The following is a 24,588-nucleotide window of genomic DNA, read 5'->3' as shown; positions in this document are numbered from 1 at the left end:
GGTCACGATGCCACCCTGCGGCCAAAGGCCCGCCTCGGTCGCCGCGAAGTCGGAACTGCCGCAGGCACCTCCTTCATGTCCGGCGACACTGCGACCGCCTGCCCGCTCTTGTCGAAGACGTGAAAGCTGGTCGGCGCAAGCTCGGGGCGCGCCAGCACATAGCCCTGCACCATCGAGGCGCCCGACTTTTCGGCAAGCTCGAGCTGCCAGCCCGTCTCGATGCCCTCGAACACCGTACGAATGCCTTGCTCTTCGAAGCTGGTCACCATGGCGGTCAACAAGGCGAAGCCGGCACCGGATTCCATCAGCGTCATGATCCAGTCGGCATCGAACTTGACGATGTCGGGCCTGAGTTCCTTAATGCGATTGATGTCGGATTCGTCGGCGCCGTAATCGTCGACGGCAATGCGCAAACCATTGCCCCTGAGCGCCTCGACGAAATTGTAGAGCGTTTCCTGCGACGCCGATTTCTGCTCGGTGACCTCGCAGACGACGCGGCGCGGATCGATGTCGGCCTCGTGCAGCACCAGCCGCATGTCGCGCAGCGCATTGTCGGCGATGCTGCGGTCGGTGAACACCGATGGATCGAAGTTGATGAAGATGGAGGCGTCTCGCGGCAGGCAGGCGCCGGCGTTCAGAAGGTGCAGCGTCCTTGTCAGCGCCTCGATATGCAGGCGGTCGACCGCCGGACAGCTGTTGAAGAAACTCATTGGCGGCTGCGGCTCGCCTTCGCGGAACGGCCGGATCAGCCCCTCGAACGCGACGACGGAAAGCTTGCCCTTGTTGAAGGCGAAGATCGGCTGGAACGCGCTTTGCAGCGTATAGACCCCCCAGACACCGCTGGCGGTGCCGTCATCATGGCGGATGATATGGGCAAGCCCGATGCTGCGCGTCACGGTTCCTCGCTGTGCGAGACTGGCGGACCGGCTACGGTCCTGCCGTTCAAGCTTTTACCGATCGTTGATGAATTTATTGTTGCCAGCATTGCGCGCTGGCTCATTCGACAATGCCTGCGCTGGGCTTGCGCTTGGCAAGACGATGCGACATGAGAGGCGCCGCGGCGCCTTCGCCGCGCCGGTCCTTCTGGAGACATCTGTCATGGCCTTTCTTGCCGACGTCCTTTCCCGCGTAAAGCCTTCCGCGACCATCGCGGTGACGCAGAAGGCGCGCGAGCTGAAAAACGCCGGCCGCGACGTGATCGGGCTGGGCGCCGGCGAGCCGGACTTCGACACCCCCGACAACATCAAGAACGCCGCGATCGAGGCGATCCGCCGCGGCGAGACGAAATATCCGCCGGTATCCGGCATCGTGCCGCTGCGCGAAGCGATCGCGAAAAAGTTCAAGCGCGAGAACAATCTCGACTACCGGCCGGAGCAGACCATCGTCGGCACTGGCGGCAAGCAGATCCTGTTCAACGCCTTCATGGCGACGCTGAACCCCGGCGACGAGGTGATCATCCCGCGGCCTTATTGGGTGAGCTATCCCGAAATGGTGGCGATCTGCGGCGGCACCTCGGCCTTTGTCGAGACCTCGATCGACAACGGCTTCAAGCTGACGGCGGCCGTGCTGGAAAGGGCGATCACGCCGCGCACCAAATGGCTGTTGATGAACTCGCCGTCCAACCCCTCGGGCGCCGCCTATACCGAGGCGGAGCTCAAGAGCCTTGCCGACGTGCTGTTGAAGCACCCGCATGTCTGGGTGCTGACCGACGACATGTACGAGCACCTGACTTATGGCGACTTCGTCTTCAAGACCATCGCCGAGGTCGAGCCAAAGCTCTATGAACGCACGCTGACCATGAACGGCGTGTCGAAGGCCTATGCCATGACCGGCTGGCGCATCGGCTATGCGGCAGGCCCGGTGCCGCTGATCAAGGCGATGGACATGATCCAGGGCCAGCAGACCTCCGGCGCCTGCACCATCGCCCAATGGGCGGCGGTCGAAGCGTTGAATGGCCCGCAGGATTTCATCCCGAAGAACAAGGCGATCTTCCAGGGCCGGCGCGATCTCGTCGTCTCGATGCTCAACCAGGCGCGCGGCATCACCTGCCCGTCGCCGGAGGGTGCGTTCTATGTCTATCCGTCCTGCGCCAAGCTGATCGGCAAGAAGACGAAGACCGGCAAGGTGATCGACAGCGACGAAATCTTCTGCTCGGAACTGCTCGAGGCCGAGGGCGTGGCGGTCGTCTTCGGCTCGGCTTTTGGCCTCGGCCCGAACTTCCGCATCTCCTACGCCACGTCGGAGGCCTTGCTCGAAGAGGCCTGCACGCGCATCCAGCGCTTTACCGCCTCGCTGGCCTGAGACGTTTCAGCCGCCATACTGCTCGTCGCTGACCTTCTCCAGCCAATCGACATGCACACTTTCGAGTGCCTCCTGCATGGCGATGTGGGTCATCGCCGATTTGGGCGCGGCGCCGTGCCAGTGCTTTTCGCCGGCCGCAAAGGAGATGACGTCGCCGGCCCTGATCTCCTGTATCGGCCCGCCCCAGCTTTGCACGAGACCGGCACCGGACGTGACGTAGAGCGTCTGGCCGAGCGGATGCGTGTGCCAGTGGGTGCGGGCGCCGGGCTCGAAACTGACCAGCGTGGCGCGTAGCCGCGCCGGCGCCTCTTTCTCGATGATCGGCGTCTGCAAAACCCGGCCAGTAAAATATGTCTCCGGCGCAACGATCGTCGGCACGCTGCCGCAGGCAATGATCTTCATCGTCGCAAATCCTCGATCCAATCTAGTGTCTAGAGCCTACCACTTTCGTCCGACGCCGGCTGCATGTCCTGCCGGCTGCGGGCAAGGCGCGGCCAAAACAGGCCGGTGCGCCTGCGGTAGGCGTCGTAGGCGTCGGCCAACCTTGTCCGCGAAAATTTTCGTTCTTCGTCCAAGGCTGCGATCACATAGATCGCAACGATACCGGCGACCGGCACCACCGCCCAGACCGACCAGGTCGCGATACCCCACCCGATCCAGAAGATAATGTAGGACGTGTAGAACGGATGACGGACATGGAGATAAGGGCCTTCGGTCACCAGGCTGTCGGGATTGTCCGGATCGAACGCGAACCGCAGTCGCGCCTTGCGGGAGACCGAGATCGCCCACCAGAACAGCGCCGAGCTTGCCAGTTCGATGGCGAGCCCGCCGATCTTCGCCGCCACCGGCTGCCGCTCGATCCACAGCAGTGCAAGAAAGAACAGCGCCGTGCCGACCACGACGGCCGAAATGATCATCGCGCCTTGAGACATGGTCTGCGACTGGAAATGCGCGCGCATCGACCAGGCATATTGGCCGAGCGTGGCGATGCTGCTGATCGAGAGGAGAAGGTCGAGCGTGGATTCCATCATCAGGGTCCCGGGGTTAGCTGTGGTGGATTCGGTCATCATACCCGGCGCAAACCGAGAAATCATTTCTTAACCACCGTTCTAAACAAGATGGTGACCTCGGCATGCGATGTTGACCTGGAGACAATCCCAAGGTCCAACCAGATATGGCCGTTTCCCACCGCACGATCCGCACGCCGCACGCGGATTTGCGCCTCAGCCAGTCGTCGGGACCCGGCATCCCGCTTGTCCTGATCCACGGCTCGGGCAGTTCGCGCGCCGTATTCGCCCGCCAGTTCGACAGCCCGTTGGCCGCTGCCCATCGGTTGATTGCTTTCGACCTGCCCGGCCATGGCGAATCCTCGGACGCCCGCGATCCGGCGACGGACTACACCATCGCCGGCCTTGCCCAATCGGCGGCTCAGCTCCTCGATGCCTTGGGCATCGGCCGCGCCGTCGTCTTCGGCTGGTCGCTTGGCGGGCACGTGGCAATCGAACTCGCGAGTTTTCACCGCGCCGTCGGCGGGCTGATGCTGACCGGCGCGCCGCCGGTATCGAAGGGTCCTTTCGGCATGCTGCGCGGCTTCCACGCGCATTGGGACATGCTGCTGGCGTCCAAAAAGACGTATTCCGAACGCGATGCCGAGCGCTTCGAGACGCTGTGTTTCGGCGACACCGCCGATCCGTCCTTCCGCCAAGCCATCCTGCGCACCGACGGCCGGCTGCGCGCCGCGGTGACGCGCGGCATGCTCACCGGCAAGGGCGCCGACCAGAGACAGGTGGTCGAGCAGGCCGCGTTTCCGGTCGCCATCGTCAATGGCGAGAACGATCCGTTCGTCCGGCTCGGCTATTTTGAGACGCTCGCCTACGGCTCGTTGTGGGAGCATTGCCACATCATTCCCGGTGCCGGGCATGCGCCTTTCTGGGAGCGTGCGGACCTTCTCAATCCGTTGCTCGCGCGCTTTGCCGAGACGGTGGCGGTGCAGCGCGTGGACGCACCCCCGCTGGCGTCGCGCCTAGCCGGCACCGGCTGAACCCAGCCCCTCAACTTCAAATCCCTTCAACTTCAAATCCCTTGCCCTCCCGGCCTGCCCGTGGGACGATGCCCATTGGGTAGGTGGCAAATTGAAAAAAGCCTCGCCCGCGACGGCCGACAGGCCGGCCGCCGCTCACAGGGAAACGCCTGAGTGGAGGTCAGCCATGGGTACTCGCGCCGGAGGACGACGCACGGGACCGAAATGCATTGCCATAGTCGGTCCCTTCGCAAGCGGTAAGACGACACTTCTCGAAGCCATACTCGCCCGTACAGGCGCCATTCCCCGCCAGAATCCCGTTTCGTCCGGAAATACCGTTTCCGATCATTCGCCCGAGGCGCGCGCTCACGGCATGAGCGTCGAGGCGACCTTCGCCACCACCGATTTCATGGGCGAGCCGTTCACCTTCGTCGATTGTCCCGGCTCCATCGAATTCTCCTTCGAAGCCGAGCCGGTGCTGGCCGCCTGCGACGTCGCCGTGGTCGTTGCCGAGGCTGACGAGAAGAAGATCCCTGCCCTGCAGCTGATCATGCGCAAGCTCGACGATCTCGGCGTGCCGCGCATGCTGTTCCTGAACAAGGTCGACAAGGCGATAGCAGGCGTGCGCGACACGCTGAAGATGCTGCAGCCGGCAAGCTCGGTGCCTCTGCTGCTGCGCCAGATCCCGCTGCGCAAGGACGGCGTCGTCATCGGCTCGATCGACCTCGCTTTGGAGCGTGCCTACATCTATCGCGAATATGCCGAGAGCGAGGTCGCCCAGATCCCGAGCGACGACAAGGCGCGCGAGCTCGAGGCGCGTTTTTCCATGCTGGAGACGCTCGCCGACCATGACGACCGCCTGATGGAGCAATTGCTGGACGAGATCGAACCGCCGAAGGACGCGATCTTCGACGACCTCGCCGCCGACCTGCGCGACGGCATAGTGACGCCGGTGCTGATCGGCACCGCCGAGAAGGGCAATGGCGTGCTGCGCCTGTTGAAGGCGATCCGTCACGACGCACCCGACATCGAGGCGACGCGCCAGCGTCTCGGCGCGCCCGATGGCAATGCCACCGTGGTCCAGGTGATGAAGACCATCCACACCGCGCATGGCGGCAAGCTGTCGGTGTCGCGCATCCTGTCCGGCCAGGTCGCCGACGCCGGCGAGCTGTTCCTTTCCAATGGCGAAACGGCAAAGGTCTCCGGCATCTACAAGATGCTCGGCAAGGACCAGGTCAAGCTGACTTCGGCCAAGGCCGGCGACACGATCGCGCTCGGCAAGCTGGACGCCGTCAGGACCGGCCAGACGCTGAGCTCGACCAAGGGCGGCATCAAGCCGCTGGTCACGCTGGCGCCGCCGCAACCGGTCTTCGCCTTCGCGCTGCGGCCGAAAGAGCGCAAGGACGAGGTCAAGATGTCGGCGGCCATCCAGCGCCTGGCCGAGGAAGATCCCTCGCTCAACCTGCATCACAACCAGGATTCCGCCGAAACCGTGCTGTCCGGCCATGGCGAGATGCATCTGCGCGTCGTGCGCGAGCGGCTGGAAGGCAAGAACCAGATCCCGGTCGAAGGCCATGTGCCGGCCGTGCCTTATCGCGAGACGATCCGCAAAGCGACGCAGCAGCGCGGCCGCCACAAGAAACAGTCCGGCGGCCACGGCCAGTTCGGCGACGTGGTTCTCGAGATCAAGCCGCTGCCGCGCGGGTCGGGCTTCCAGTTCACCGATACGATCACCGGCGGCGTCGTGCCGAAGACCTACATCCAGTCGGTCGAGACCGGCGTGCGCGATTACCTGAAATCCGGCCCGCTCGGCTTCCCGGTCGTCGATGTTGCCGTCAACCTCTCCGACGGCTCCTATCATGCGGTGGATTCCTCCGACATGGCCTTCCAGATGGCGGCGAAGCTGGCGATGAAGGAAGGCATGGCTGCTTGCTCGCCGGTGCTGCTCGAGCCGGTGATGAAGGTCGAGATCGTCACGCCGTCGGATGCGACGTCGAAGATCATCGCGCTGATCCCGCAGCGGCGCGGTCAGATCCTCGGCTACGACGCGCGGCCCGATTGGCCGGGATGGGACGTGGTCGAGGCGACCATGCCGCAGGCCGAGATCGGTGACCTCATCATCGAGCTGCGCTCGGCCACGGCGGGTGTCGCCAGCTATCGGGCCGTCTTCGACCACATGGCCGAACTCACCGGCCGGCTGGCCGACGAAGCGCTGAACACCAACGGCAAGGCCGCCTGAAACGGCAGCTTGCGGCCAGAACACTAACGCATGTCGCACAAAAGTGTGCAGCGGTTTTGCGATAACGACATGCATCAAACAAGGACCTAAAAGCGCGTCGCATGAGGCCGGTCGAACGCGACTCGCTTTTAGGAAGCACACAAGGAAACGGCGCCCGGATCATTCGGGCGCCGTTTCGTTGCGGACCGTCTTCGTGGGAGGCGAAACGGCAGGTCCGCCGCATACTTGCCGCCGGTGCCCGGCGGCGGAGGAAGGTTCGGACGCGGTAGCTGCCTGAGCCCGGGTCGTCCGAGTGATGCCCCCATCCCCCGGACGAGCCACACCGCGTCCTATGCTCTGCTTAGTCGATTTGGCGCGCCCGCGGCATGTTACCCGAGGTTACATGTCACTGTTACGCGACCGTTCCGGCCGATTTTCTGGCGATGTGTTGGTTTCGGGCAACAAAAAAGCCGGATCAATGAAGACCCGGCTGAGTTTGATTGGAAGTGCCTGTTAAGGCTAACCTCCAGAGGGGAACACTCGAGAGCGCTAATGGGAGGAGAACGCGCTCAGGAGATGATCTATATATGTGCTCTTCATGCCCAAGAAACAAGCATCTATTTTGCAACACTCACATGCAAAAAGGTGCCGGCTGTGGTCTAATCCGTCCCGAAGCGCAATAGGACCAGTTGAATCGCTGAAATACGGCGTGCGGCAAGGCAAAAATCGATCCGCAGCCGCGAATCAGCAGCAATTCTTGCCTGAAAAATCGAAAAAGGCAGGATGACGTGGAATCGTGCAGCACGCGTTTGTTTTTTCGGCAGCCAGACCTTGCTGGTGCATACCGCCCAAAAGCTTAAGCGCGTCGCAGAAGACCGTTCAAGCGCGCGCCATAGAGCATGATCCCGGTCGAACAGGAAGATAGAGCCACATCCCGATCCCATCGGGGTGGAACGGGCTCTAATGCATGTCGCGCAGAAGTGTGGAGCGGTTTTGCGACAACGACATGCATAGAAACAAGAATCTAGAGCGCGTCGCATGAAGGCCGGTCGAACGCGACGCGCTCTAGCTAAGGAGACCTCCATGCGGGCCGCTTCGGCGATCGCCGGCAGCTTCATCTTCCTTGTTGCGGCGCCCGGCGTCGTCGCCGGACTGGTGCCTTGGCTGCTGACCGACCGCTATCGCCTGCCCTGGTCGAGACTGCCCGGTTTCGTTCCTGTGGGCTGGCTGCTGGTTGTCGCCGGCACAGCCGTGCTGCTGCATGCCTTCGCCCGGTTTGCCCTGGAGGGCTTGGGTACGCCCGCCCCGGTCGCGCCGAGCGAAAGGCTGGTCGTCGGCGGCATCTACCGCCATGTCCGCAACCCGATGTACGTCGCCGTGCTGTCGATCGTCCTCGGCCAGGCACTGCTGTTTTCGAGCTGGACGGTCGCCGCCTATCTAGTCATCGCCGCGGCCGCCATGATCTCCTTCGTGAAACTATATGAGGAACCGACGCTTGCCCGCCGCTACGGCGACGAATACGAGGCCTACCGCCGTGCCGTACCAGGCTGGCTGCCCCGCCTGACACCTTGGCGCGGGTAGGTCTGGACGCCGACGATTGGCCAAACCGGCGTTACAGCCCCTCCTCCCCGTCACTTACGGGGAGAAGCGCCCGGCAGGGCGGCGGCACGACATATCAGGACTGCCCATCGCCGAGCCAAGCCAAGTACGACAAAGGCTGGTGCTGCCCCTCATCTGGCTACCGCCATCTTCTCCCCGCAGAGTGACGGGGAGAAGGACGCTTTCACCGAAGCTTTCGTCAATCGCCGGCGTTGCTCGGAAAAGTCGGCGAGCTGCACTAAACGCTAAAACGACCAGCTGCGCGCCTTTGCGATGATGAAATCGCGGAAGACATGCAGCTTCGCCTGGTTCTTCATCGCGTCGGGATAGGCGAAATAGGTATCGAAGGACGGCACTTCGGTCTCGGGCAGCAACTGCACCAGCCCGGAATCCTTGCTGACCACGTAATCCGGCAGCATGGCGATGCCGGCGCCGCCCTGCACCGCCCGCTTGATCGACAGGATGTCGTTGATCTGCAGCGTCGGCACCCTTTGCCCGCCTTCGAAATCGCCGACCGTTTCCAGCCAGTTCAGTTCCGACAGATGCGCCGGCACCGGAACGCCGAAGGTGACGATGCGATGGGCCTTCAGCTCGGCGATCGAATTCGGCTTGCCGTATTTGTTCACATAGGATGGCGCCGCATAGAGATGGAAATGCACGGTGAACAGACGGCGCTGAATAAGGTCCGGCTGCTGCGGCTGGCGTAGCCGGATGGCGCAGTCGGCCTGGCGCATCGTGAGGTCGAGTTCCTCATTGGCCAGGATGAGCTGCAGGCTGACCTCGGGATAGAGCTCGATGAATTCCTGCACGCGCTCGGTCAGCCAGCCGGCGCCGAGGCCGACCGTGGTCGTCACCCTGAGCACGCCGGAGGGCCGGTCCTTGGTTTCGGTCAGTCGCGACTTGATGGTTTCGAGCTTCATCAGCACGTCGTGCGCCGTGCGGAACAGCATCTCGCCCTGCTCGGTCAGCACCAGGCCGCGGGCGTGGCGGTTGAACAGCGGGACGCCGACATCATGCTCGAGCGCGCTGACCTGCCGGGAGATCGCCGATTGCGACAAATGCAGTGTTTCCGCCGCATGCGTGAACGACCCCGCTTCCGCTGCGGCGTGAAACACGCGTAGCTTGTCCCAATCCAACGCCATGATTTCCCCTCGTCCTGTTTTCTGGCGTCCGCCTGTTATGGCGTCTGAATGAAAAATCAGGCTTTTGCGCGGCTCTTCTCAGCCGCTTGTCGAACAATCACTCCGCCGCTTCGCGGTGAACCTCGATCCCTGCCAGATATTTTTCCGCCTCGAGCGCGGCCATGCAGCCGAGCCCGGCAGCCGTCACCGCCTGGCGGTAGATATCGTCGGTCACGTCGCCGGCGGCGAACACGCCCGGCATGTCGGTGCGGGTCGAATCCGGCGCCGTCCACAGATAGCCGTTCGGCTTCTGCTTCAGCTTGCCGGCAAACAGCTCGACCGCCGGCGCGTGGCCGATCGCCACGAACACGCCGTCGACCACCAGGTGCATCTCCTGCCCGGTCACCACGTTGCGCAGCTTCAGCCCTTCGACCGAAGGCGGCAGCGGCGCCTTGCCGGGCCGGCCGGTGACCTCGTCGACAACCGTATCCCAGATGACGCGGACATTGTCTTTCCGCAGCAGCCGCTCGCGCAGGATGCGCTCGGCGCGGAAATCGCTGCGCCTGTGGATGACGGTGACGCTCTTGGCCAGGTTGGAGAGATAGAGCGCTTCCTCCACCGCCGAATTGCCGCCGCCGATCACCGCGACATCCTTGCCGCGGTAGAAGAAGCCGTCGCAGGTGGCGCAGGCCGAAACGCCAAACCCCATGAAGGTCTGTTCGCTCGGGATGCCCAGCCATTTCGCCTGGGCACCGGTGGCGATGATCAGCGCGTCGGCGGTATAGATCGTGCCGGAATCGCCCTTGGCGCGGAACGGCCGCACGTTGAGGTCGACCTCGGTGATGATGTCGTTGACGATATCGGTGCCGACATGCTCGGCCTGCCTGAGCATTTCGCTCATCAGCCATGGACCTTGGATCGGTTCGGCGAAGCCCGGATAGTTTTCGACGTCGGTGGTGATCATCAGTTGCCCGCCCTGCTGCAGGCCGGCGACCAGCATCGGCTTGAGCATGGCGCGGGCGGCATAGATCGCCGCCGTATAGCCGGCGGGGCCGGAGCCGATGATGAGAACAGGCGCGTGCTTGGTGATCATGAAAAGCCTCTGCGGGGGAGCAGCCATGGATTGTGGCATGAACTCTCGTCGATTGTTGCGCGTAATGTAAGTGTTGCCTGCGACGCCAGCAAGGCAAGTTGCCGTTCGTCCCCGGAAAGCTTCGGCGCCGGCGACGGCGACAAGCAACCCGCAGCAAGATGATGCGAAAAACCTCGATCCAGCGGATGGAATAGACAGCAAAGTCGTTTAACTACAAAGTCGCGAAAGATTCTTTCGCGTCACCACGGAAGCCTCACGGAAGCCACCATGCCGATCAAGGCCGATCTCGATGCCATCGACTGGAAGATCCTGCGCGAGCTTCAGCAGGACGGACGCATGACCAATGTCGAACTGTCGGGCCGTGTCGGCATTTCGGCGCCGCCGTGCCTGCGCCGCGTCCGGCGGCTGGAAGAGGCCGGCATCATCCGCGGCTACCGCGCCCTGCTCAACGCACCGGCGCTCGGCCTTGACGTCGTCGCCTTCTGCCTGATCGGCCTGCATCATCAGGCCGACGCCGAGCTCAAGACCTTCGCCGAGCGCACCCGCGGCTGGCCGATCGTGCGCGATGCCTGGATGGTGTCGGGCGAATCCGATTTCCTGCTGCATTGCGTGGCGAGCGATCTCGGCACCTTCCAGACCTTCGTCATCGAGGAACTGGCCTCGGCCCCAAATGTCGATACGGTGCGAACCGCGCTGACCATCCGCCGGGTCAAGGACGAAGGGCTGGTGGCGTTTTCAGCTTGAGAGATCAGGCAAGGCGCCTGAGAAACAAAAACCCGGAAACAAAAAACCCGCCTCGGGGGCGGGTCGTCGGTGGGAATCATCACCATACCCAAATTAGTAGCATAGCTGCCGGCACAAAGCAAGAACAAAATGTGGCCATGCGTAAAATAATAATCACTGCAGGCTGGCGCTGCCCCTCACCCTTACCCTCTCCCCGTGAAGGACGGGGAGAGGGGTCGCCGACGTTGCGGGCTAGTCCCTTCTCCCCGTCCTTCACGGGGAGAAGGTGCCGGCAGGCGGATGAGGGGCGGCGCCAATGTTGACAATTGACGGCCTCTACCCGGCCTGGCGCAATCACCCCGCGTCGCAGAGGCGCTCTTCGACCATTTCACACAAATGGTGATAGAGGCACAGATGCCCCTGCTGGATGATCGGCGTGGAGGTCGAGGGTACGTTGAGCAGGATGTCGGAGAGCGGCTTCAGCTTGCCGCCGGTGTCGCCGGTCAGGCTGATCACCGTCATGCCCATCATGCGCGCCTGCTGGGCGGCGGCGAGGATGCTTGGCGAATTGCCGCTGGTCGAGATGGCGAGCAGCACGGCGCCCGCCGAGCCATGCGCCTCGACCTGGCGTGCAAATACCGTGTCGAAGCCGTAATCATTGCCCCAGGCGGTCAGCACCGCCGCGTTGGCCGGCAGCGCGATGACGTTGTAGGCCTTGCGCTCCCTGAGGAAGCGGCCGACCAACTCGCCGGCGATGTGGATCGCGTCGCTGGCCGAGCCGCCATTGCCGGCTATCAGCAGCGCCTTGCCCTGCGAAAGCGCAGCGACGACGGCGTTGACCGCCCGCTCCATCTCGCTGGTCAGGTCGCGCTCGACCATCGCCGAAATCGCGGCCGCCGAGCGGGCCAGGTAATCGTTCAGTTCGGACATGAAACCCTCAGTTCCCGGCGCGCAATCTGCCGATGGTGCCGGTCGTGCTCTTGCCGGCGACGAGATCGACCAGCACGACGCGCCCGCCGGCCTTCTGCACGACATCGGCGCCAACCACCTGATCGACCGTATAGTCGGCGCCCTTGACCAGTATGTCGGGGCTCAGCGCCTCGATCAGCGAAAGCGGCGTATCCTCCTCGAAGATGACGACGGCGTCGACCGAGGCAAGTGCTGCCAGCACGCAGGCCCGGTCATGCTGGTCGTTGACCGGGCGCCCCGGCCCTTTCAGCCGGCGCACCGAGGTATCGCTGTTGAGGCCGAGCACCAGCCGGTCGCACTGGCTGCGCGCCGCATGCAACAGGCTGACATGGCCGGCATGCAGGATATCGAAACAGCCATTGGTGAAGCCGACGCTCAAGCCCTCGTCCTTCCAGGCCGCCACCAGCCGCGCCGCGGCGGCGGCATCGAGGATGGCGTCCTTGTGGGCAACCGGGCCGTGCGAGCGAAACAGCGCGCCGGTGAGTTCCTCGATCGTCAGCCGCGCCGTGCCGCGCTTGCCGACGACAATGCCGCCGGCTGCGTTGGCGATCGATCCGGCCATGACGCGGTCGGCGCCTGCTGCAAGAGCCAGCGCGAAGGTCGCGATCACCGTGTCGCCGGCGCCCGAAACATCGAACACTTCGCGGGCCTGCGTGGCGATATGGCGGGCATCGTTTGGACCGACGACGCTCATGCCCTTTTCGCTGCGCGTCGCGACGACGAAATCGAAACCGTGCGCCGAAATCAGCTGGCGTGCCGCCGCCTCGATCTCGTCGTCGGCAAACACTGCGCGGCCGACCGCCTCGCCAAGTTCCTTGCGGTTGGGCGTGATTGCCGTCGCGCCGGCATAACGCGCATAGTCGCTGCCCTTCGGATCGACCAGCACCGGCTTGCCCGCTCCCCGGCAAATCGAGATCAGCTCGCCGGCGACGCCGTCGAGCAGCACGCCCTTGCCATAGTCGGACAGGATGACGATGTCGGCGCGCGCCAGCGCTTCGCGAAAATGCCCGACCAATGTCGCGCGCTCGGCATCGACCAGCGGCTTGATTTCCTCTTCGTCGAAACGCAGCACCTGCTGGTTGAGCGCGCTGAAGCGGCTCTTGGACGACGTCATGCGATCGGCATCCTGCGCCAGCCCGCCGGTGTCGACGCCAAATTCGCCGAGCATGCGCATGAGGTTCTTGCCGGCCTCGTCAGCGCCGATCACCGAGACCGGTATGACGGCAGCGCCGAGCGAAACGATGTTGGCGACGACATTGCCGGCGCCGCCCATCGCCAGCGTTTCGCCGCGCCCGTGCAGCACGGGGATCGGCGCTTCCGGCGAAATGCGCTCGATCACGCCGTTGACGAAACGGTCGAGGATGAAATCGCCGACCACCAGCACGGTGGCGCTGCCGAAGCGCGAAATGGCGCGGTGAAGAGGTTCGGGAGAGGGCAGCTTGATCATGTCAACGCGTGGGAGGGCCGATTTTCAGTGACGGGAAATTCGACTGGCAGGGCCGGCCGTTCATGGCGATGCCGATATACCGCAATTTCAGCCGACGCAACGGTAGGCCTTCGACCGATCGCGGCGGCGAGACAGTGCGTCAGCTTTTCTGCAACGCGACATGCATGCCCAGCCCGACGAGCACCGTACCGCCGGCGCGCCGCATCAGGCGCTGCGCCCGGCTCGACTGCCGCAGCCTGGCGATCACCGCGCCGGCCAGTATCACGCAAACAATGTCGGCCGACGAGAACATCAAATTGACGATCGTTCCAAGCACGAGGAACTGCAGCCAGACCGGAAACGCTGCCGAGGCATCGATGAATTGCGGCAGGAACGCCATGAAGAAAATCGCCGTTTTCGGGTTGAGCACCTCGACGGCAACGCTCTCGAAAAAGGCGCGGCGGGCGGATTTCGGCTGAATTCCCGGCAAGACAACGTCGCCTTGCGCCTTGGCGCGAAACAGCGAAACACCGAGCCAGATCAGATACAGCGCACCGACCAGCTTGACCGCCATGTAAAGCACCGGCACGGCATGGAAAAGCACCGACAGGCCAACAGCCGCGGCGAAGACATGCACATAGCCGCCAAGATGGATGCCGAGCGCCGCCATCAGGCCAGACCAGCGGCCGCGCGCCATGGTTTGCGCGGCGGCATAGAGCATGGCCGGGCCGGGGATATAGGCGAAGATCGCCGTGGTGGCGAAAAAGGCGACCAGCAGTTCGGTTGACGGCATTGCCTTGCTCCTGTCGCCGGTCGGCCGGCAGGCCGACTGAAACGTGACCTTTGCGGCGCCACGATGGCGCTCATCCGGCCGCCCCGCCACCTGCTTTGTCGACAGCCCGGCCCGCCTCCCCTATAAGGCCAGAATCCCACAAGGGCTGCAACCGGCACAAGGTACCAGAGGCTTTCATGATCATCGTCACGGGCGGCGCCGGCATGATCGGTTCCAACATCGTCGCCGCGCTCAACGCCGAGGGTTTCAGCGACATCCTCGTCGTCGACGATCTCACCGACGGCCACAAGATCGCCAACCTCGCCGATCTCGAGATCGCGGACTACCTCGACAAGGACGATTTCCTGGCGCGGATGGAGGCCGGTGACCTCGGCCGCATCGAGGCAGTCTTCCACCAGGGCGCCTGCTCGACCACCACCGAATGGAACGGCAAGTTCATGATGGAGGTCAACTACACCTATTCGAAGCGCCTGCTGCACGCCTGCCTGGCCCTGCGCGTGCCCTTCCTCTATGCCTCGTCCGCTTCGGTCTATGGCGACGGCGCCGAGTTCCGCGAGGAGCCGCAATACGAACGCCCGCTCAACGTCTATGCCTATTCGAAAAAGCTGTTCGACGACTATGTCCGCCGTACCGTATTCGATACCGATCACTCGCCGGTGGCGGGCCTGCGTTATTTCAACGTCTACGGACCGCGCGAGGCGCACAAGGGCGCCATGGCCTCGGTCGCCTTCCATTTGTTCAACCAGGTCGAACGCGGCGAAAACCCCAAGCTGTTCGGCGCCTATGACGGTTTCGGGCCCGGCGAGCAGAGCCGCGATTTCATCCATGTCGGCGATGTCGCCGAGGTCAATCTGTGGCTGTGGAAACGCGGCTCGAGCGGCATCTTCAACTGCGGCACAGGCAAGGCCCAGCCCTTCCGCGCCATTGCCGAAACGGTCATCGATACGCTCGGCCAAGGCCAGATCGAGTTCATCGAGTTTCCCGACCACCTCAAGGGCAGCTACCAGAGCTTTACGCAAGCTGATATGTCCCGCTTGCGCGCAGCCGGTTACAATGGCCAGTTCCGCACAGTGGAAACCGGCGTCAGAGACTATGTCGAATGGCTGAAAGCCCAACGATCCTCGTGATCGGCCCACGCTGGGTGGGCGACATGGTGATGGCCCAGTGCCTGTTCTCGGCGCTGAGGGAGCTTCATCCGGACGCCGCCATCGACGTGCTGGCGCCGGCCTGGGCAGCGCCGCTGGTCAAGCGCATGCCTGAAATCCGCCAGCAGATCGACCTGCCGCTGAAATCCGGCGCGTTCGAATTCCGCATCCGAAGGCGTTTCGGCCGCCTGCTGCGCGGCCGCTACGATATGGCCTTTGTCCTTCCGGGAAGCTGGAAATCGGCGCTGATTCCGTTCTTTGCCGGCATTCCGCGCCGTGTCGGCCATCTCAAGGAAATGCGCTATGGGCTGCTGACCAACATCGTGCCGTTGCCCGATCGCCTGAAACGGCGCACCGCGCAGGCCTATTTCGGCCTTGCCCTGGGCGGCGCCTTCCGGGCCCCGAAGCTTGCCGTCGATCAAGCCAACCAGGCGGCACTGCTCGGCCGTTTCGGGCTGACGGCGGGGAAATTCGTGGCACTCATGCCCGGCGCCGAATTCGGTCCGGCCAAGCGCTGGCCGAGCGAAAACTATGCCGGCCTCGCCCGCGAGATGATGGCGAAAGGGTTTGGCGTGGCGCTGTTCGGATCGAAGAACGACGCCGAGGTGACGGCTGAAATCGCCGCGCTGGCGCCGGGCGCCGTCGATCTCGCCGGCCAGACGCGGCTCGAGGACGCCATCGACCTGATCGCCGCGGCGAGGCTTGCCGTCTCCAACGACAGCGGGCTGATGCATGTCGCCGCCGCCGTCGGCACGCCGGTGGTCGCCGTCTACGGCTCGACCTCGCCTGACAACACGCCGCCGCTCGCCGAGCACCGCGAACTGGTCTGGCTCGGCCTGTCCTGTTCGCCCTGCCACAAAAAAATCTGCCCGCTCGGTCATCTCAACTGCCTGAAGACGTTGGAGGTCGAACGCGTCGTGGCGGCGGCCGAGCGGCTGCTGGAAATGCCGGCCGCCGCATGAGGGTGCTGATCGTCAAGACGTCGTCCATGGGCGACGTCATCCACACCTTCCCGGCGCTCGAGGATGCGCGCTGCGCCCGGCCTGATATCTTCTTCGACTGGTGTGTCGAAGAGGCGTTTGCCGGCATCGTGGCGCTGCATCCAGCCATCCAAACCATCCACAGCGTGGCGGTCCGGCGCTGGCGCAGGAAACTGCTCGAGCCCGGCACATGGCGGGAAGTGATCGCCCTGCGCCGGGCCTTGCGCGATTGCCGCTACGACCTCGTCCTCGATGCGCAGGGCTTGCTGAAATCGGCTCTGGTGGCGAGGCTGGCCGCGGCACCGATCGCCGGCTTCGACCGCTCAAGCGCCCGCGAGCCTTCGGCCACGATATTCTATGAGCGCCGTTACGCCGTGCCCCGCGGCCTGCATGCCATCGAGCGCACGAGACGTCTGTTCGGGCTGGCGCTCGGCTATGAGCCGGATTTTTCCCGGCTTGAATCGGGCATCCGGCCACCTGCCGACGGCTTGGCTGCGATCGCCGGCCAAACCGCCTTCCTGCTGCACGGCACCAGCCGCGAGGACAAGAAATGGCCGGTCGCGGACTGGATCGAAACCGCCCGCCTGCTGGTGGATGGCGGCATGACGCCGGTCACCACCTGGTCTGACGACAGGGAAAAGGCGGTCGCCGAGGCGATCGTCGGCGCCGTGCCGCAAACCGTGGTGATCCCCAAATCGCCGCTTGCCGAAATCGCCGCCGTCATCGGCGGCTCGACGCTGGTCATCGGCGCCGACACCGGCCTGACCCATCTCGCCAGCGCTTTCGGCCTGCCGACGGTGGCGGTGTTCCTGGCGACGGAGCCCGGCCTGACGGGGCCACGCGGGCCATTCTCATCGACGCTGCTGGCGAGGCCCGGCCGCAGCGTCACGCCGCCGGAGGTGATGGCGGAAGCCGAGAGATTGCTGGCGCTTCGGGAGATCGGTCAGCTCAAGGTCGGTAGGGGATAACCCGGAAAGTTGGCGCCGCCCCTCATCAGGCTGCCGCCATCTTCTCCCCGTATAGGGACGGGGAGAAGAACGCCTTCACCGGGGATTTCGCCAATCGGTGGCGTTGCAGAAACGGCGCCGAGGTTCCGGATGGCCCCTTCTCCCCGTCACTATACGGGGAGAAGTGCCCGGCAGGGCGATGAGGGGCGGCGCTGACTGATGAGGCTAAAGGCGCCCACGCCCTTAACCCCTAAATAAATTGCACCTGGACGATCTCGTAGCCCCTGGCGCCGCCCGGTGCGTTGACTTCGATGGCATCGCCGACTTCCTTGCCGATCAGGGCACGCGCGATCGGCGAGGAGATCGAGATGCGGCCGGACTTCACGTCCGCTTCCTGGTCGCCGACGATCTGGTAGGTCTTTTTCTCCTCGGTATCCTCGTCGACCAGCACCACGGTGGCGCCGAACTTGACCTTGTCGCCGCTGAGCTTGGTGACGTCGATCACCTCGGCCCGCGCAATCAGGTCCTCGAGTTCGTTGACCCGGCCCTCATTGAGGCTCTGAGCCTCTTTTGCCGCGTGATATTCGGCATTTTCGGAGAGGTCGCCATGCGAGCGCGCTTCGGAAATCGCCTCGATAATACGCGGCCGCTCCTGTTGCTGGCGCCAGCGCAGTTCTTCCTTCAATGACGCGAACCCCTCGCCTGTCATCGGGACCTTGTTCATAATGCCTGACCTTTCCTGCCGCCGCCCCCGCAATCGGGAGCGACCTTGTCGATGGTACAAAAAGAAAACGGTCCGGCAGCCTCGCTAACGGAACCGTCTCACCACAATCTTGCAAGATATAGCAATCTTCGCGGGTTTTTCACGTCCAAAAAGTCGGATTTTGAAAAATCATCCACCGATGGCGCGGCTGACCTAACGTCAAGGAGCGCATCACGTGTACCGTGAGGCCAATTCCGGTTCGGGGCAGCATGTGCAGCACAGTAAAAAACCGGCTGCGATCGCCGCAGCCGGTTATGAGCAGCGTTCCGGAGGTCGGATCAGCTCCTCATGAAATGATCGATCTGCTCCGACAGCATGCCGTATTCGCGAGACCCCTTGCCCGTGCGCTTCTCGATTTCGCGGAGCTGTTCCTGGGCGCCGGCAAGATCGCCGATCTGCAAGTGCGCCTCGCCGAGATATTCGCGTACCAGCGTGTAATTCGGGTCGATGCGCAGCGCTTCCTCGTAATAGCCGAGGCCGACGGTGATGCGGCCGGAATGGCGGTGCGAATAGCCGAGATAATTGAGGATGCGCGGGTCCTGCTTGTTGGCGGCGAGGCTGAGCACGGCGATCGCCTCGTCATAGCGTCCATCCATCGCCAGCGCGCGACCAGCATCATAGATGCTGTCGTCGTCCAGCATGCCTTGCTTCGGCGAGACACATTTCTTCTGCTTCTTGTCCCAGGCCTCCCCCTTCTTGCACTGGCTCTGGCCGCCGCCGCCGCCATTGCCGCCGCCGCCGCCACCACCTCCCCCGCCTTCACCAGCCGAAAACGCCGGAGCCGCAATCAGCGGCAGGGCGGCGATGGCCATGGCGTAAATCAGCAATCGTCTGCGCATCGAACTCTCCTTTGAACCTGACAATGCAACACTAACGCCGGGCCGAAGCCGTTTCGTCCCCGGAAAATGCCATCCTATCTCAAAACCGCGATCTCTCCCAGGAAGGCCATCTTATCCCGGGAACAGAGGCATCGGAAATCATGCTTCACGATTAACGCCGACGCGCAAGAGAACGTGACGAGCGCTGCAAATCCGCTATCATCGGGCCGACCGAGCACGAAGCAGGGAGACGGCCGGTGCAGCAACGCGTTGAACGAGACTGGGAGCTTTCGATCGGTCCCGACACCGTGCGCCTGTTCATCCTCAAGGCGAAGGCGCTCAGCGCCGCCGTCAACGAAGACTATGCCGACGGCGCCGAGCACGAGGTAGAGCTCGACGGCAACGCGCACGACAACCACCATCATGACGGCCTTGCCGAGGAAAGTTCCGAAGATCTCACCGAGGAAGAACTGCGCGAGCTGATCGACGATCTCAATGTCGACGAAGCGGCCGAACTGATTGCGTTGGCCTGGGTCGGCCGCGGCGACTATGACGCTACGGAATGGACGGACGCGCTGGCCGCCGCCCGCGAGCGCGCCAACAAGCGCACGGCAAAATATCTGCTCGGCATGCCGCTGCTGGCGGACTGGCTCGAGGAAGGCCTGGAAGCGATCGGCGCGTGACGGCGCGGTTACCGATTGTGATCGGCCGCCCCCCTCGCCCAAGGCAACTTCCCTGCATTCTGGCCGTTGCGACGTAATGGCGGCGCTAGGTTTTTCCAAACTGTGCAGATTGGTGCTAGCCGTTGCGGCTACGTCGATGCTGACGGGACCCACTTTAGCGAAGGCGCCAGAGCTGCCGCAAACTGCACCGGTTCCGCAGCTCAACCAGCAAGTCACTCCGCCGCCACCAACCGAGATCCCGGTCCCCGAACCGCGCCCGGCGGATGCCCCGGCGGCTGAGCCGCCCCAGGCCACTCAGCCGCAAAGCGGTCAATCCCAGAACGGCCAGCGCCAAAATGGCGAACCAAAGACCGAGCCGCCGGAGCCGCCGGCGATTGCACCGCAGCCGCCCGAAAAGCCGGCGCGGGCTGGGCCGCCGGCAAGCCCACCGGGCGCGCCACCAAACCCGGCCGAGGCAGACAAAAAGGCGGAGCAAAAAATCGTTCCAGATCCTCGATCGGCCGCCATTGCCGGGAAAGAAATGCCGGGCGAGGAGTTGGCCTGCCGCAGGCGGCTGAAGTCGATGGGCGTCGATTTCGAGGAGCGCAAGCCCGAGCATGATACGGCGGTCGGTTGCTCGATCCCCTACCCGATCGTGCTGAAGACACTCGGCAAATCCATCGCCATCGGCCCGGAGCCCGAGCTGAATTGCCAGATGGCGGAAGCGGCCGTCCGCTTTGCCGCTTCGGTCATCCAGCCTGCCGCAAAGGCCGAGTTCGGCACGGATATCAAATCGATCGGCCAGGCCTCCGCCTTCGTCTGCCGGCCGCGCCACGCCGGCGGCAAGCTATCGGAGCACGCCTTCGGCAACGCCCTCGACATCGCCAGCTTCACGCTTTCCGACGGCAAAGAGATCGATGTCGGTCCAACGCCGCCACAGAAGGACGCGAAATTCCTGGATACAGTGCGCAAGGCGGCCTGCGGGCCGTTCAAGACCGTGCTTGGCCCCGGCAGCGATGCCGATCATTCGCTGCATCTCCACTTCGACCTCGAACCGCGCCGCAATGGCGGCACGTTTTGCCAATGATGTCGGGCGCCGATAGAGGGCGCCGCAATTTGGCCGCAGGCGTGAACGGCGTCGCTGATTTTCCTTTACTCTTCAGGTTTAGAGTCTGTGCCATCTGGGGACAGGAACCCTTCCGATGGCCGGGCTACTTCGCGCTGCGCTTGCCGCTGCGCGGCAAACAAGACGCGCGCGCGTGGCCGGCAGGCTTGCCGCCCTGCTTGCCATTGCGGCGGTCTCGGCCTGCAATACCGGCAGCGTGCTTTCGCTGCAGCCGGCGATCGATGTCGGCAGCCAGACCGCTGCCGTCCCGCCCAATTCCGACCCACAATATTCCGGCCCCCAAGATTCCGGCCCGCAAGATTCCGGCCCAGAATATTCCGGCATGCAGCGCCTCGTCCCGTCCAACCCCTATATGACGGCCGCCTATCCGCGCATGGATAACCCGATGTCGCCGGCCGAACAGATGCCGGCCACAGAGATCGATTGCCGCAAGGAGCTGAAACACCTCGGCGTCGTCTACACCGACGTTGCGCCGATCCATGAAGGCCAGTGCGGCATCGACTATCCGGTCAAGGTCTCGGCCATCGGCAGCGTCGAGATGAAGCCGGCGGCAACGCTGACCTGCGACATGGCCGCTACTTTTGCCGGCTGGACCAGGAACGAACTCGTCCCGTCGGCCCGCTGGCGCTATTTTTCAGGCGTCAAGACCATCCACCAGGGCTCGAGCTATTCCTGCCGCAGGATTGCCGGCGAAGGTGTTTTGTCGGAACACGGCAAGGGCAATGCGCTCGACGTGATGAGCATCGAGCTCAACAATGGCGACGACATCGACGTCCGCAAGCCCGGCCTGTTCGCCTTCCGCACACGCGGCTTCCTCAACAATGTGCGCGCCGACGGCTGCCAGTACTTCACCACCGTGCTCGGCCCCGGCTACAATTACGACCACCGCAACCATTTCCATTTCGACATCAAGAACCGCAAGAACGGCTATCGCGCCTGCCGCTGATTGCAGCCCCTGCCCAAGACTTGCTGCGGCGGTTAAGATGGTTCGCCGACGCTTGGGTGGTGCCTCTTGAGCCAACGAAGCCTTCGACGACGTGCAACGACCTGGCTGGTGGCATGCTGTGCCGCCTATCTTTCGCTCGCTTATTTCGCCGCGCCTGAGTTCTGGACGTTGCGGGACCGCAATTTTCGCAATCAGCAATTCGAGATGGTGACGCACACGCCGCAGGGCATTCCGGGCGATCCGATCAATGTCGGCCTGGTCGGCACGAAGAAGGAGCTTGTCCATGCTTTTGCCGTCGCCGGCTGGGATACGGCAGACGCGGTCACGCTGAAGACCGCGATCGAGATCGGCGAAAGCGTACTGTTTAATCGCCCCTATCCCGACGCGCCGGTCAGTCGGCTGCTGTTCGAAGGCCGCGCCCAGGACCTCGCCTTCGAAAGGCCGGTCGGCGACAGCGCCGACCGGCGCCACCACGTCCGCTTCTGGCAGACCGATGCAACCGGCGACGACGGCCGGCCGCTTTGGCTTGGCTCGGCAAGCTTCGACCGCGGCGTCGGCCTCAGCCATGACACCGGCGCGATCACCCATCATATCGGCCCCGACATCGACGCCGAGCGTGATGCGCTGATGCGCGACCTCTCCACCGCCGGCATGCTGATCTCGACCAGCAAGATACCAGGCGTCGGCGCCACAAAGACCGGGCGCAACGGCGAAGGCGATCCCTATTTCACCGACGGCAAGGCCATCATCGGCGTCCTGCTGCAACTGCCGTAGGCGCGCAATCGGCCTTCCCGTCTGGCAACCATTTCGTCCCGACGGGCTCAGGGCACGGTGATCACGATCTTGCCGAACGGTCCCGTCTCCAGACGCTCAAATGCCTGCGGCACCTGGTCGAAGCCAAACACCTTGTCGATCACCGGCTTGATCGCGAGCGTCTCGATCGCCTGGTTCATTCGCTCGAAAGCGCGGCGGTGGCCGATCGATATACCTTGTACGACGATCCGGTTGCGCAGGAACGGAATGATCGGAAAACTGAGCTCCATGCTGCCGAGAAGGCCGATGAGCGACAGCCTGCCGTCGGCGCCCAGCGCATTGAGCGAGCGCCGCGCATTGTCGCCGCCGACCATTTCCAGCACATGCCTGACGCCGGCCCCGTTTGTCAGTTCGCTCGCCGCCTCGTCCCATGCCGGCTGGCTGCGATAATTGATCCCCTTCCAGGCGCCGAGCGCCTTCGCCCGCTCGAGCTTCTCGTCGCTGCTCGAGGTGACGATGGCGCGCAGGCCGAAGGCGGCGGCAAACTGCAGCGCAAACAGCGACACGCCGCCGGTGCCCTGGATGAGAACGGTTTCGCCCGGGATCGGCTTGGCCGCCTCGACCAGCGCGAACCACGCCGTCAGCGCCGCGATCGGCAGCGTCGATGCCTCGACGTCGCTGAGCGACGGCGGCGCCGCCACGGCGGCATCCTCGTGAAAAAGCACATGCTCGGACAGCGTCCCGGGCAGTGACGAACCCAACGTATGCTTGTGCAGCACCGGCGGGGCGTCGCCGTCCGGCCAGTCGGCGATCACCTGGCCGAGCACGCGCTGCCCGATGCCGAAGCGGCTGACTTTGCTGCCGATCGCCACCACCTCGCCCACCGCGTCCGATGTCGGCACGAACGGAAAGCTGAGGTCCGGTATCAGCACGCCATCGACGATCATCCTGTCCTTGTAATTCAGCGATACCGCTGTGACGCGTACCAGCAGATCGTGCGGCCCGGGTTGGGACAGCTTTCCCTCGGCCGGCTTCAAACTGGACAGGCCGAAACCGGTCATCTGCCAGGATCTGTTTTCGGTGCTCATTTGGTTCGCGCTCCGTGGTTGATGGTGGCGCGAGACATTTACGCCGTTTCACTATGGAGAAAAGTGCTTCCATGTGGCATGTTCCGCAACAGATTAAGGAGCAAAATTCTACAATAGGAGCGCTTCATTGGAATCGGCCAATTTGCAAGGCATCGTCGCATTCGTTCACGCGGTGGAGGCCGGCAGCTTCACCGGCGCCGGCGCACGGCTGCATGTCACGAAATCGGCGGTCGGCAAGTCGATTGCGCAGCTGGAACAGCGATTGGGCGTCCGCCTGCTCAACCGCACCACCCGCAGCCTCAGCCCGACCAGCGAGGGCCTGAGCTATTACGAAGCCTGCGTCAGGGCACTGGCCGAGATCGAAGCCGCCCAGTCGCTGTTGGCATCGCGCAAGCAGGTGCCTTCCGGGCGGCTGCGCGTCGATCTGCCTTTGGCCTTCGGCCGGCGGTGCGTCGCCCCGCTGCTGTTCGACGTTTCCAAAAAATTCCCGGATCTGACGATGGAAATCTCGTTCAACGACCGGCGCGTCGACCTGATCGAGGAAGGCATCGACCTGGCGGTGCGCATGGGCGACCTCGACGACAGCCTTTCGATCGCTGCGCGCCGCATCTATGCCCAACGTTCGGCCATCTGCGCCGCCCCCGCCTATCTCGACGCCCATGGCAGGCCGCAATCGATCGCGGACCTGGCCAGGCATAGCCTGATCGGCTACGGCCGCGACGGCACCGTCCATCCCTGGACCGTCAGGCATGCCGACGGCCGCCTAGAAAAATTCGCGCCCAAGGCGCGGCTGGTCCTCGGCCACGGTGAACCGATGCTCGATGCGGTACTGGCCGGCTGCGGCATCGTTTATCTGCCGACATGGCTGACGGCCGACAGCATCAGGCGCGGTGAGCTCGAAATGGTTCTGTCGGACTGTCTTGTCGAAAACACCGTGGTGCATGCCATCTGGCCGGTAACACGCAACCTCGCGCCAAAGGTGCGCGTCGTCGTCGACGCCTTGATCGGGCATTTTTCCGCGCCGCCCTGGGATGAGGCATGGGTGCCGCCTGATTGCCCGGCTCGCTAAATTTAAAAAGCGCGGCCGTCCTATTTTC

24 protein-coding genes are annotated in these 24,588 nt (G+C 63.9%); 13 read left to right on the top strand and 11 right to left on the bottom strand.

Translation table 11 applies throughout. The features are described from left to right. Nucleotides 1–2: 2 nt before the first annotated feature. On the bottom strand, nucleotides 3–896 hold the full coding sequence (locus RQ479_RS31130; RefSeq protein WP_352469142.1) for an EAL domain-containing protein: 894 nt from the start codon (nucleotides 894–896) through the stop codon (nucleotides 3–5). A gap of 202 nt (nucleotides 897–1,098) precedes the next feature. Between RQ479_RS31130 and RQ479_RS31125 the strand changes: the two genes are divergently transcribed. After that, on the top strand, nucleotides 1,099–2,301 hold the full coding sequence (locus RQ479_RS31125) for a pyridoxal phosphate-dependent aminotransferase (RefSeq protein ID WP_376703548.1): 1,203 nt from the start codon (nucleotides 1,099–1,101) through the stop codon (nucleotides 2,299–2,301). A 6-nt stretch (nucleotides 2,302–2,307) separates the two neighbouring features. Here RQ479_RS31125 and RQ479_RS31120 read toward each other — a convergent pair whose 3' ends face one another. Further along, nucleotides 2,308–2,703, bottom strand: a complete 396-nt coding sequence (locus RQ479_RS31120) for a cupin domain-containing protein (protein ID WP_376703547.1) — start codon at nucleotides 2,701–2,703, stop codon at nucleotides 2,308–2,310. 29 nt (nucleotides 2,704–2,732) lie between these two features. Then, nucleotides 2,733–3,332, bottom strand: a complete 600-nt coding sequence (locus RQ479_RS31115) for an isoprenylcysteine carboxylmethyltransferase family protein (RefSeq protein ID WP_352469145.1) — start codon at nucleotides 3,330–3,332, stop codon at nucleotides 2,733–2,735. A gap of 143 nt (nucleotides 3,333–3,475) precedes the next feature. On the opposite strand from RQ479_RS31115, the gene RQ479_RS31110 reads away from it, so the two are divergent. The 3 genes from RQ479_RS31110 to RQ479_RS31100 all read left to right on the top strand — a co-directional run bounded on the left by RQ479_RS31110 (nucleotide 3,476) and on the right by RQ479_RS31100 (nucleotide 8,120). Continuing rightward, nucleotides 3,476–4,342, top strand: coding sequence for an alpha/beta fold hydrolase (locus tag RQ479_RS31110; protein ID WP_376703546.1), 867 nt, complete (start codon nucleotides 3,476–3,478; stop codon nucleotides 4,340–4,342). Nucleotides 4,343–4,508: 166 nt separating this feature from the next. Beyond that, nucleotides 4,509–6,560: an elongation factor G gene (locus tag RQ479_RS31105; RefSeq protein WP_352469147.1), complete on the top strand. Its 2,052-nt coding sequence runs from the start codon at nucleotides 4,509–4,511 to the stop codon at nucleotides 6,558–6,560. A gap of 1,062 nt (nucleotides 6,561–7,622) precedes the next feature. Beyond that, entirely contained in the window at nucleotides 7,623–8,120 is a 498-nt protein-coding gene (locus tag RQ479_RS31100) for a methyltransferase family protein (RefSeq protein WP_376703545.1), read from the top strand. A 263-nt stretch (nucleotides 8,121–8,383) separates the two neighbouring features. Here RQ479_RS31100 and RQ479_RS31095 read toward each other — a convergent pair whose 3' ends face one another. Both RQ479_RS31095 and trxB read right to left on the bottom strand, forming a co-directional pair. After that, a complete protein-coding gene (locus RQ479_RS31095) occupies nucleotides 8,384–9,280 on the bottom strand; it encodes a LysR family transcriptional regulator (protein WP_023719100.1) in 897 nt (298 codons plus the stop codon). A gap of 97 nt (nucleotides 9,281–9,377) precedes the next feature. Beyond that, nucleotides 9,378–10,352, bottom strand: a complete 975-nt coding sequence (trxB, locus tag RQ479_RS31090) for a thioredoxin-disulfide reductase (protein WP_376703544.1) — start codon at nucleotides 10,350–10,352, stop codon at nucleotides 9,378–9,380. A 267-nt stretch (nucleotides 10,353–10,619) separates the two neighbouring features. Between trxB and RQ479_RS31085 the strand changes: the two genes are divergently transcribed. Further along, nucleotides 10,620–11,096: an Lrp/AsnC family transcriptional regulator gene (locus tag RQ479_RS31085; RefSeq protein ID WP_352469300.1), complete on the top strand. Its 477-nt coding sequence runs from the start codon at nucleotides 10,620–10,622 to the stop codon at nucleotides 11,094–11,096. A gap of 333 nt (nucleotides 11,097–11,429) precedes the next feature. On the opposite strand, the gene RQ479_RS31080 is transcribed toward RQ479_RS31085, so the two are convergent. The 3 genes from RQ479_RS31080 to RQ479_RS31070 all read right to left on the bottom strand — a co-directional run bounded on the left by RQ479_RS31080 (nucleotide 11,430) and on the right by RQ479_RS31070 (nucleotide 14,263). Further along, nucleotides 11,430–12,005 (bottom strand): SIS domain-containing protein, encoded by a 576-nt coding sequence (locus tag RQ479_RS31080; RefSeq protein WP_376703543.1) that lies wholly within the window; start codon nucleotides 12,003–12,005, stop codon nucleotides 11,430–11,432. Nucleotides 12,006–12,012: 7 nt separating this feature from the next. Next, on the bottom strand, nucleotides 12,013–13,491 hold the full coding sequence (rfaE1, locus tag RQ479_RS31075) for a D-glycero-beta-D-manno-heptose-7-phosphate kinase (RefSeq protein WP_376703542.1): 1,479 nt from the start codon (nucleotides 13,489–13,491) through the stop codon (nucleotides 12,013–12,015). A gap of 139 nt (nucleotides 13,492–13,630) precedes the next feature. Continuing rightward, on the bottom strand, nucleotides 13,631–14,263 hold the full coding sequence (locus RQ479_RS31070) for a LysE family translocator (protein ID WP_376703541.1): 633 nt from the start codon (nucleotides 14,261–14,263) through the stop codon (nucleotides 13,631–13,633). A 176-nt stretch (nucleotides 14,264–14,439) separates the two neighbouring features. Between RQ479_RS31070 and rfaD the strand changes: the two genes are divergently transcribed. Genes rfaD through waaC form a run of 3 tightly spaced genes read left to right on the top strand, consistent with a single transcriptional unit; the run spans nucleotide 14,440 to nucleotide 17,356 of the window. Continuing rightward, nucleotides 14,440–15,390: an ADP-glyceromanno-heptose 6-epimerase gene (gene rfaD, locus RQ479_RS31065; protein ID WP_376703540.1), complete on the top strand. Its 951-nt coding sequence runs from the start codon at nucleotides 14,440–14,442 to the stop codon at nucleotides 15,388–15,390. After that, entirely contained in the window at nucleotides 15,363–16,370 is a 1,008-nt protein-coding gene (waaF, locus tag RQ479_RS31060; protein WP_376703539.1) for a lipopolysaccharide heptosyltransferase II, read from the top strand. Before rfaD ends, waaF begins: the two co-directional genes overlap by 28 nt. After that, a complete protein-coding gene (gene waaC / locus RQ479_RS31055) occupies nucleotides 16,367–17,356 on the top strand; it encodes a lipopolysaccharide heptosyltransferase I (protein ID WP_376703538.1) in 990 nt (329 codons plus the stop codon). Before waaF ends, waaC begins: the two co-directional genes overlap by 4 nt. Nucleotides 17,357–17,585: 229 nt before the next feature. On the opposite strand, the gene greA is transcribed toward waaC, so the two are convergent. After that, on the bottom strand, nucleotides 17,586–18,059 hold the full coding sequence (greA, locus tag RQ479_RS31050) for a transcription elongation factor GreA (RefSeq protein WP_023719113.1): 474 nt from the start codon (nucleotides 18,057–18,059) through the stop codon (nucleotides 17,586–17,588). Nucleotides 18,060–18,376: 317 nt separating this feature from the next. Further along, entirely contained in the window at nucleotides 18,377–18,937 is a 561-nt protein-coding gene (locus tag RQ479_RS31045; protein WP_352912488.1) for a tetratricopeptide repeat protein, read from the bottom strand. A gap of 236 nt (nucleotides 18,938–19,173) precedes the next feature. On the opposite strand from RQ479_RS31045, the gene RQ479_RS31040 reads away from it, so the two are divergent. From RQ479_RS31040 to RQ479_RS31025, 4 genes are all read left to right on the top strand, one after another. After that, nucleotides 19,174–19,599 (top strand): DUF3775 domain-containing protein, encoded by a 426-nt coding sequence (locus RQ479_RS31040; protein ID WP_292658164.1) that lies wholly within the window; start codon nucleotides 19,174–19,176, stop codon nucleotides 19,597–19,599. Between the two features lie 136 nt (nucleotides 19,600–19,735). After that, nucleotides 19,736–20,665: an extensin family protein gene (locus RQ479_RS31035; protein ID WP_376703537.1), complete on the top strand. Its 930-nt coding sequence runs from the start codon at nucleotides 19,736–19,738 to the stop codon at nucleotides 20,663–20,665. Nucleotides 20,666–20,780: 115 nt separating this feature from the next. Further along, the gene (locus tag RQ479_RS31030; protein WP_376703536.1) at nucleotides 20,781–21,650 is read left to right on the top strand and encodes an extensin family protein; all 870 of its coding nucleotides are present in this window, start codon (nucleotides 20,781–20,783) and stop codon (nucleotides 21,648–21,650) included. A gap of 66 nt (nucleotides 21,651–21,716) precedes the next feature. Continuing rightward, entirely contained in the window at nucleotides 21,717–22,424 is a 708-nt protein-coding gene (locus RQ479_RS31025) for an LssY C-terminal domain-containing protein (protein ID WP_376703535.1), read from the top strand. Nucleotides 22,425–22,471: 47 nt separating this feature from the next. On the opposite strand, the gene RQ479_RS31020 is transcribed toward RQ479_RS31025, so the two are convergent. Then, on the bottom strand, nucleotides 22,472–23,491 hold the full coding sequence (locus tag RQ479_RS31020) for an NAD(P)-dependent alcohol dehydrogenase (protein WP_376703534.1): 1,020 nt from the start codon (nucleotides 23,489–23,491) through the stop codon (nucleotides 22,472–22,474). Nucleotides 23,492–23,618: 127 nt separating this feature from the next. On the opposite strand from RQ479_RS31020, the gene RQ479_RS31015 reads away from it, so the two are divergent. Then, nucleotides 23,619–24,560: a LysR family transcriptional regulator gene (locus RQ479_RS31015; RefSeq protein ID WP_376703533.1), complete on the top strand. Its 942-nt coding sequence runs from the start codon at nucleotides 23,619–23,621 to the stop codon at nucleotides 24,558–24,560. Nucleotides 24,561–24,588 lie beyond the last annotated feature (28 nt).

Source organism: Mesorhizobium sp. ISC25 (assembly GCF_042295465.1).
GTDB lineage: Bacteria > Pseudomonadota > Alphaproteobacteria > Rhizobiales > Rhizobiaceae > Mesorhizobium.
This window is presented reverse-complemented; position numbering and strand designations above follow the sequence as displayed.

Coding starts and splice junctions, on each gene's coding strand:
- RQ479_RS31125 (WP_376703548.1), top strand. CDS start 1,099: ATGGCCTTTCTTGCCGACGTCCTTTCCCGCGTAAAGCCTTCCGCGACC.
- RQ479_RS31120 (WP_376703547.1), bottom strand. CDS start 2,703: ATGAAGATCATTGCCTGCGGCAGCGTGCCGACGATCGTTGCGCCGGAG.
- RQ479_RS31115 (WP_352469145.1), bottom strand. CDS start 3,332: ATGATGGAATCCACGCTCGACCTTCTCCTCTCGATCAGCAGCATCGCC.
- RQ479_RS31110 (WP_376703546.1), top strand. CDS start 3,476: ATGGCCGTTTCCCACCGCACGATCCGCACGCCGCACGCGGATTTGCGC.
- RQ479_RS31105 (WP_352469147.1), top strand. CDS start 4,509: ATGGGTACTCGCGCCGGAGGACGACGCACGGGACCGAAATGCATTGCC.
- RQ479_RS31100 (WP_376703545.1), top strand. CDS start 7,623: ATGCGGGCCGCTTCGGCGATCGCCGGCAGCTTCATCTTCCTTGTTGCG.
- RQ479_RS31095 (WP_023719100.1), bottom strand. CDS start 9,280: ATGGCGTTGGATTGGGACAAGCTACGCGTGTTTCACGCCGCAGCGGAA.
- trxB (WP_376703544.1), bottom strand. CDS start 10,352: ATGATCACCAAGCACGCGCCTGTTCTCATCATCGGCTCCGGCCCCGCC.
- RQ479_RS31085 (WP_352469300.1), top strand. CDS start 10,620: ATGCCGATCAAGGCCGATCTCGATGCCATCGACTGGAAGATCCTGCGC.
- RQ479_RS31080 (WP_376703543.1), bottom strand. CDS start 12,005: ATGTCCGAACTGAACGATTACCTGGCCCGCTCGGCGGCCGCGATTTCG.
- rfaE1 (WP_376703542.1), bottom strand. CDS start 13,491: ATGATCAAGCTGCCCTCTCCCGAACCTCTTCACCGCGCCATTTCGCGC.
- RQ479_RS31070 (WP_376703541.1), bottom strand. CDS start 14,263: ATGCCGTCAACCGAACTGCTGGTCGCCTTTTTCGCCACCACGGCGATC.
- rfaD (WP_376703540.1), top strand. CDS start 14,440: ATGATCATCGTCACGGGCGGCGCCGGCATGATCGGTTCCAACATCGTC.
- waaF (WP_376703539.1), top strand. CDS start 15,363: ATGGCTGAAAGCCCAACGATCCTCGTGATCGGCCCACGCTGGGTGGGC.
- waaC (WP_376703538.1), top strand. CDS start 16,367: ATGAGGGTGCTGATCGTCAAGACGTCGTCCATGGGCGACGTCATCCAC.
- greA (WP_023719113.1), bottom strand. CDS start 18,059: ATGAACAAGGTCCCGATGACAGGCGAGGGGTTCGCGTCATTGAAGGAA.
- RQ479_RS31045 (WP_352912488.1), bottom strand. CDS start 18,937: ATGCGCAGACGATTGCTGATTTACGCCATGGCCATCGCCGCCCTGCCG.
- RQ479_RS31035 (WP_376703537.1), top strand. CDS start 19,736: ATGCTGACGGGACCCACTTTAGCGAAGGCGCCAGAGCTGCCGCAAACT.
- RQ479_RS31030 (WP_376703536.1), top strand. CDS start 20,781: ATGGCCGGGCTACTTCGCGCTGCGCTTGCCGCTGCGCGGCAAACAAGA.
- RQ479_RS31020 (WP_376703534.1), bottom strand. CDS start 23,491: ATGAGCACCGAAAACAGATCCTGGCAGATGACCGGTTTCGGCCTGTCC.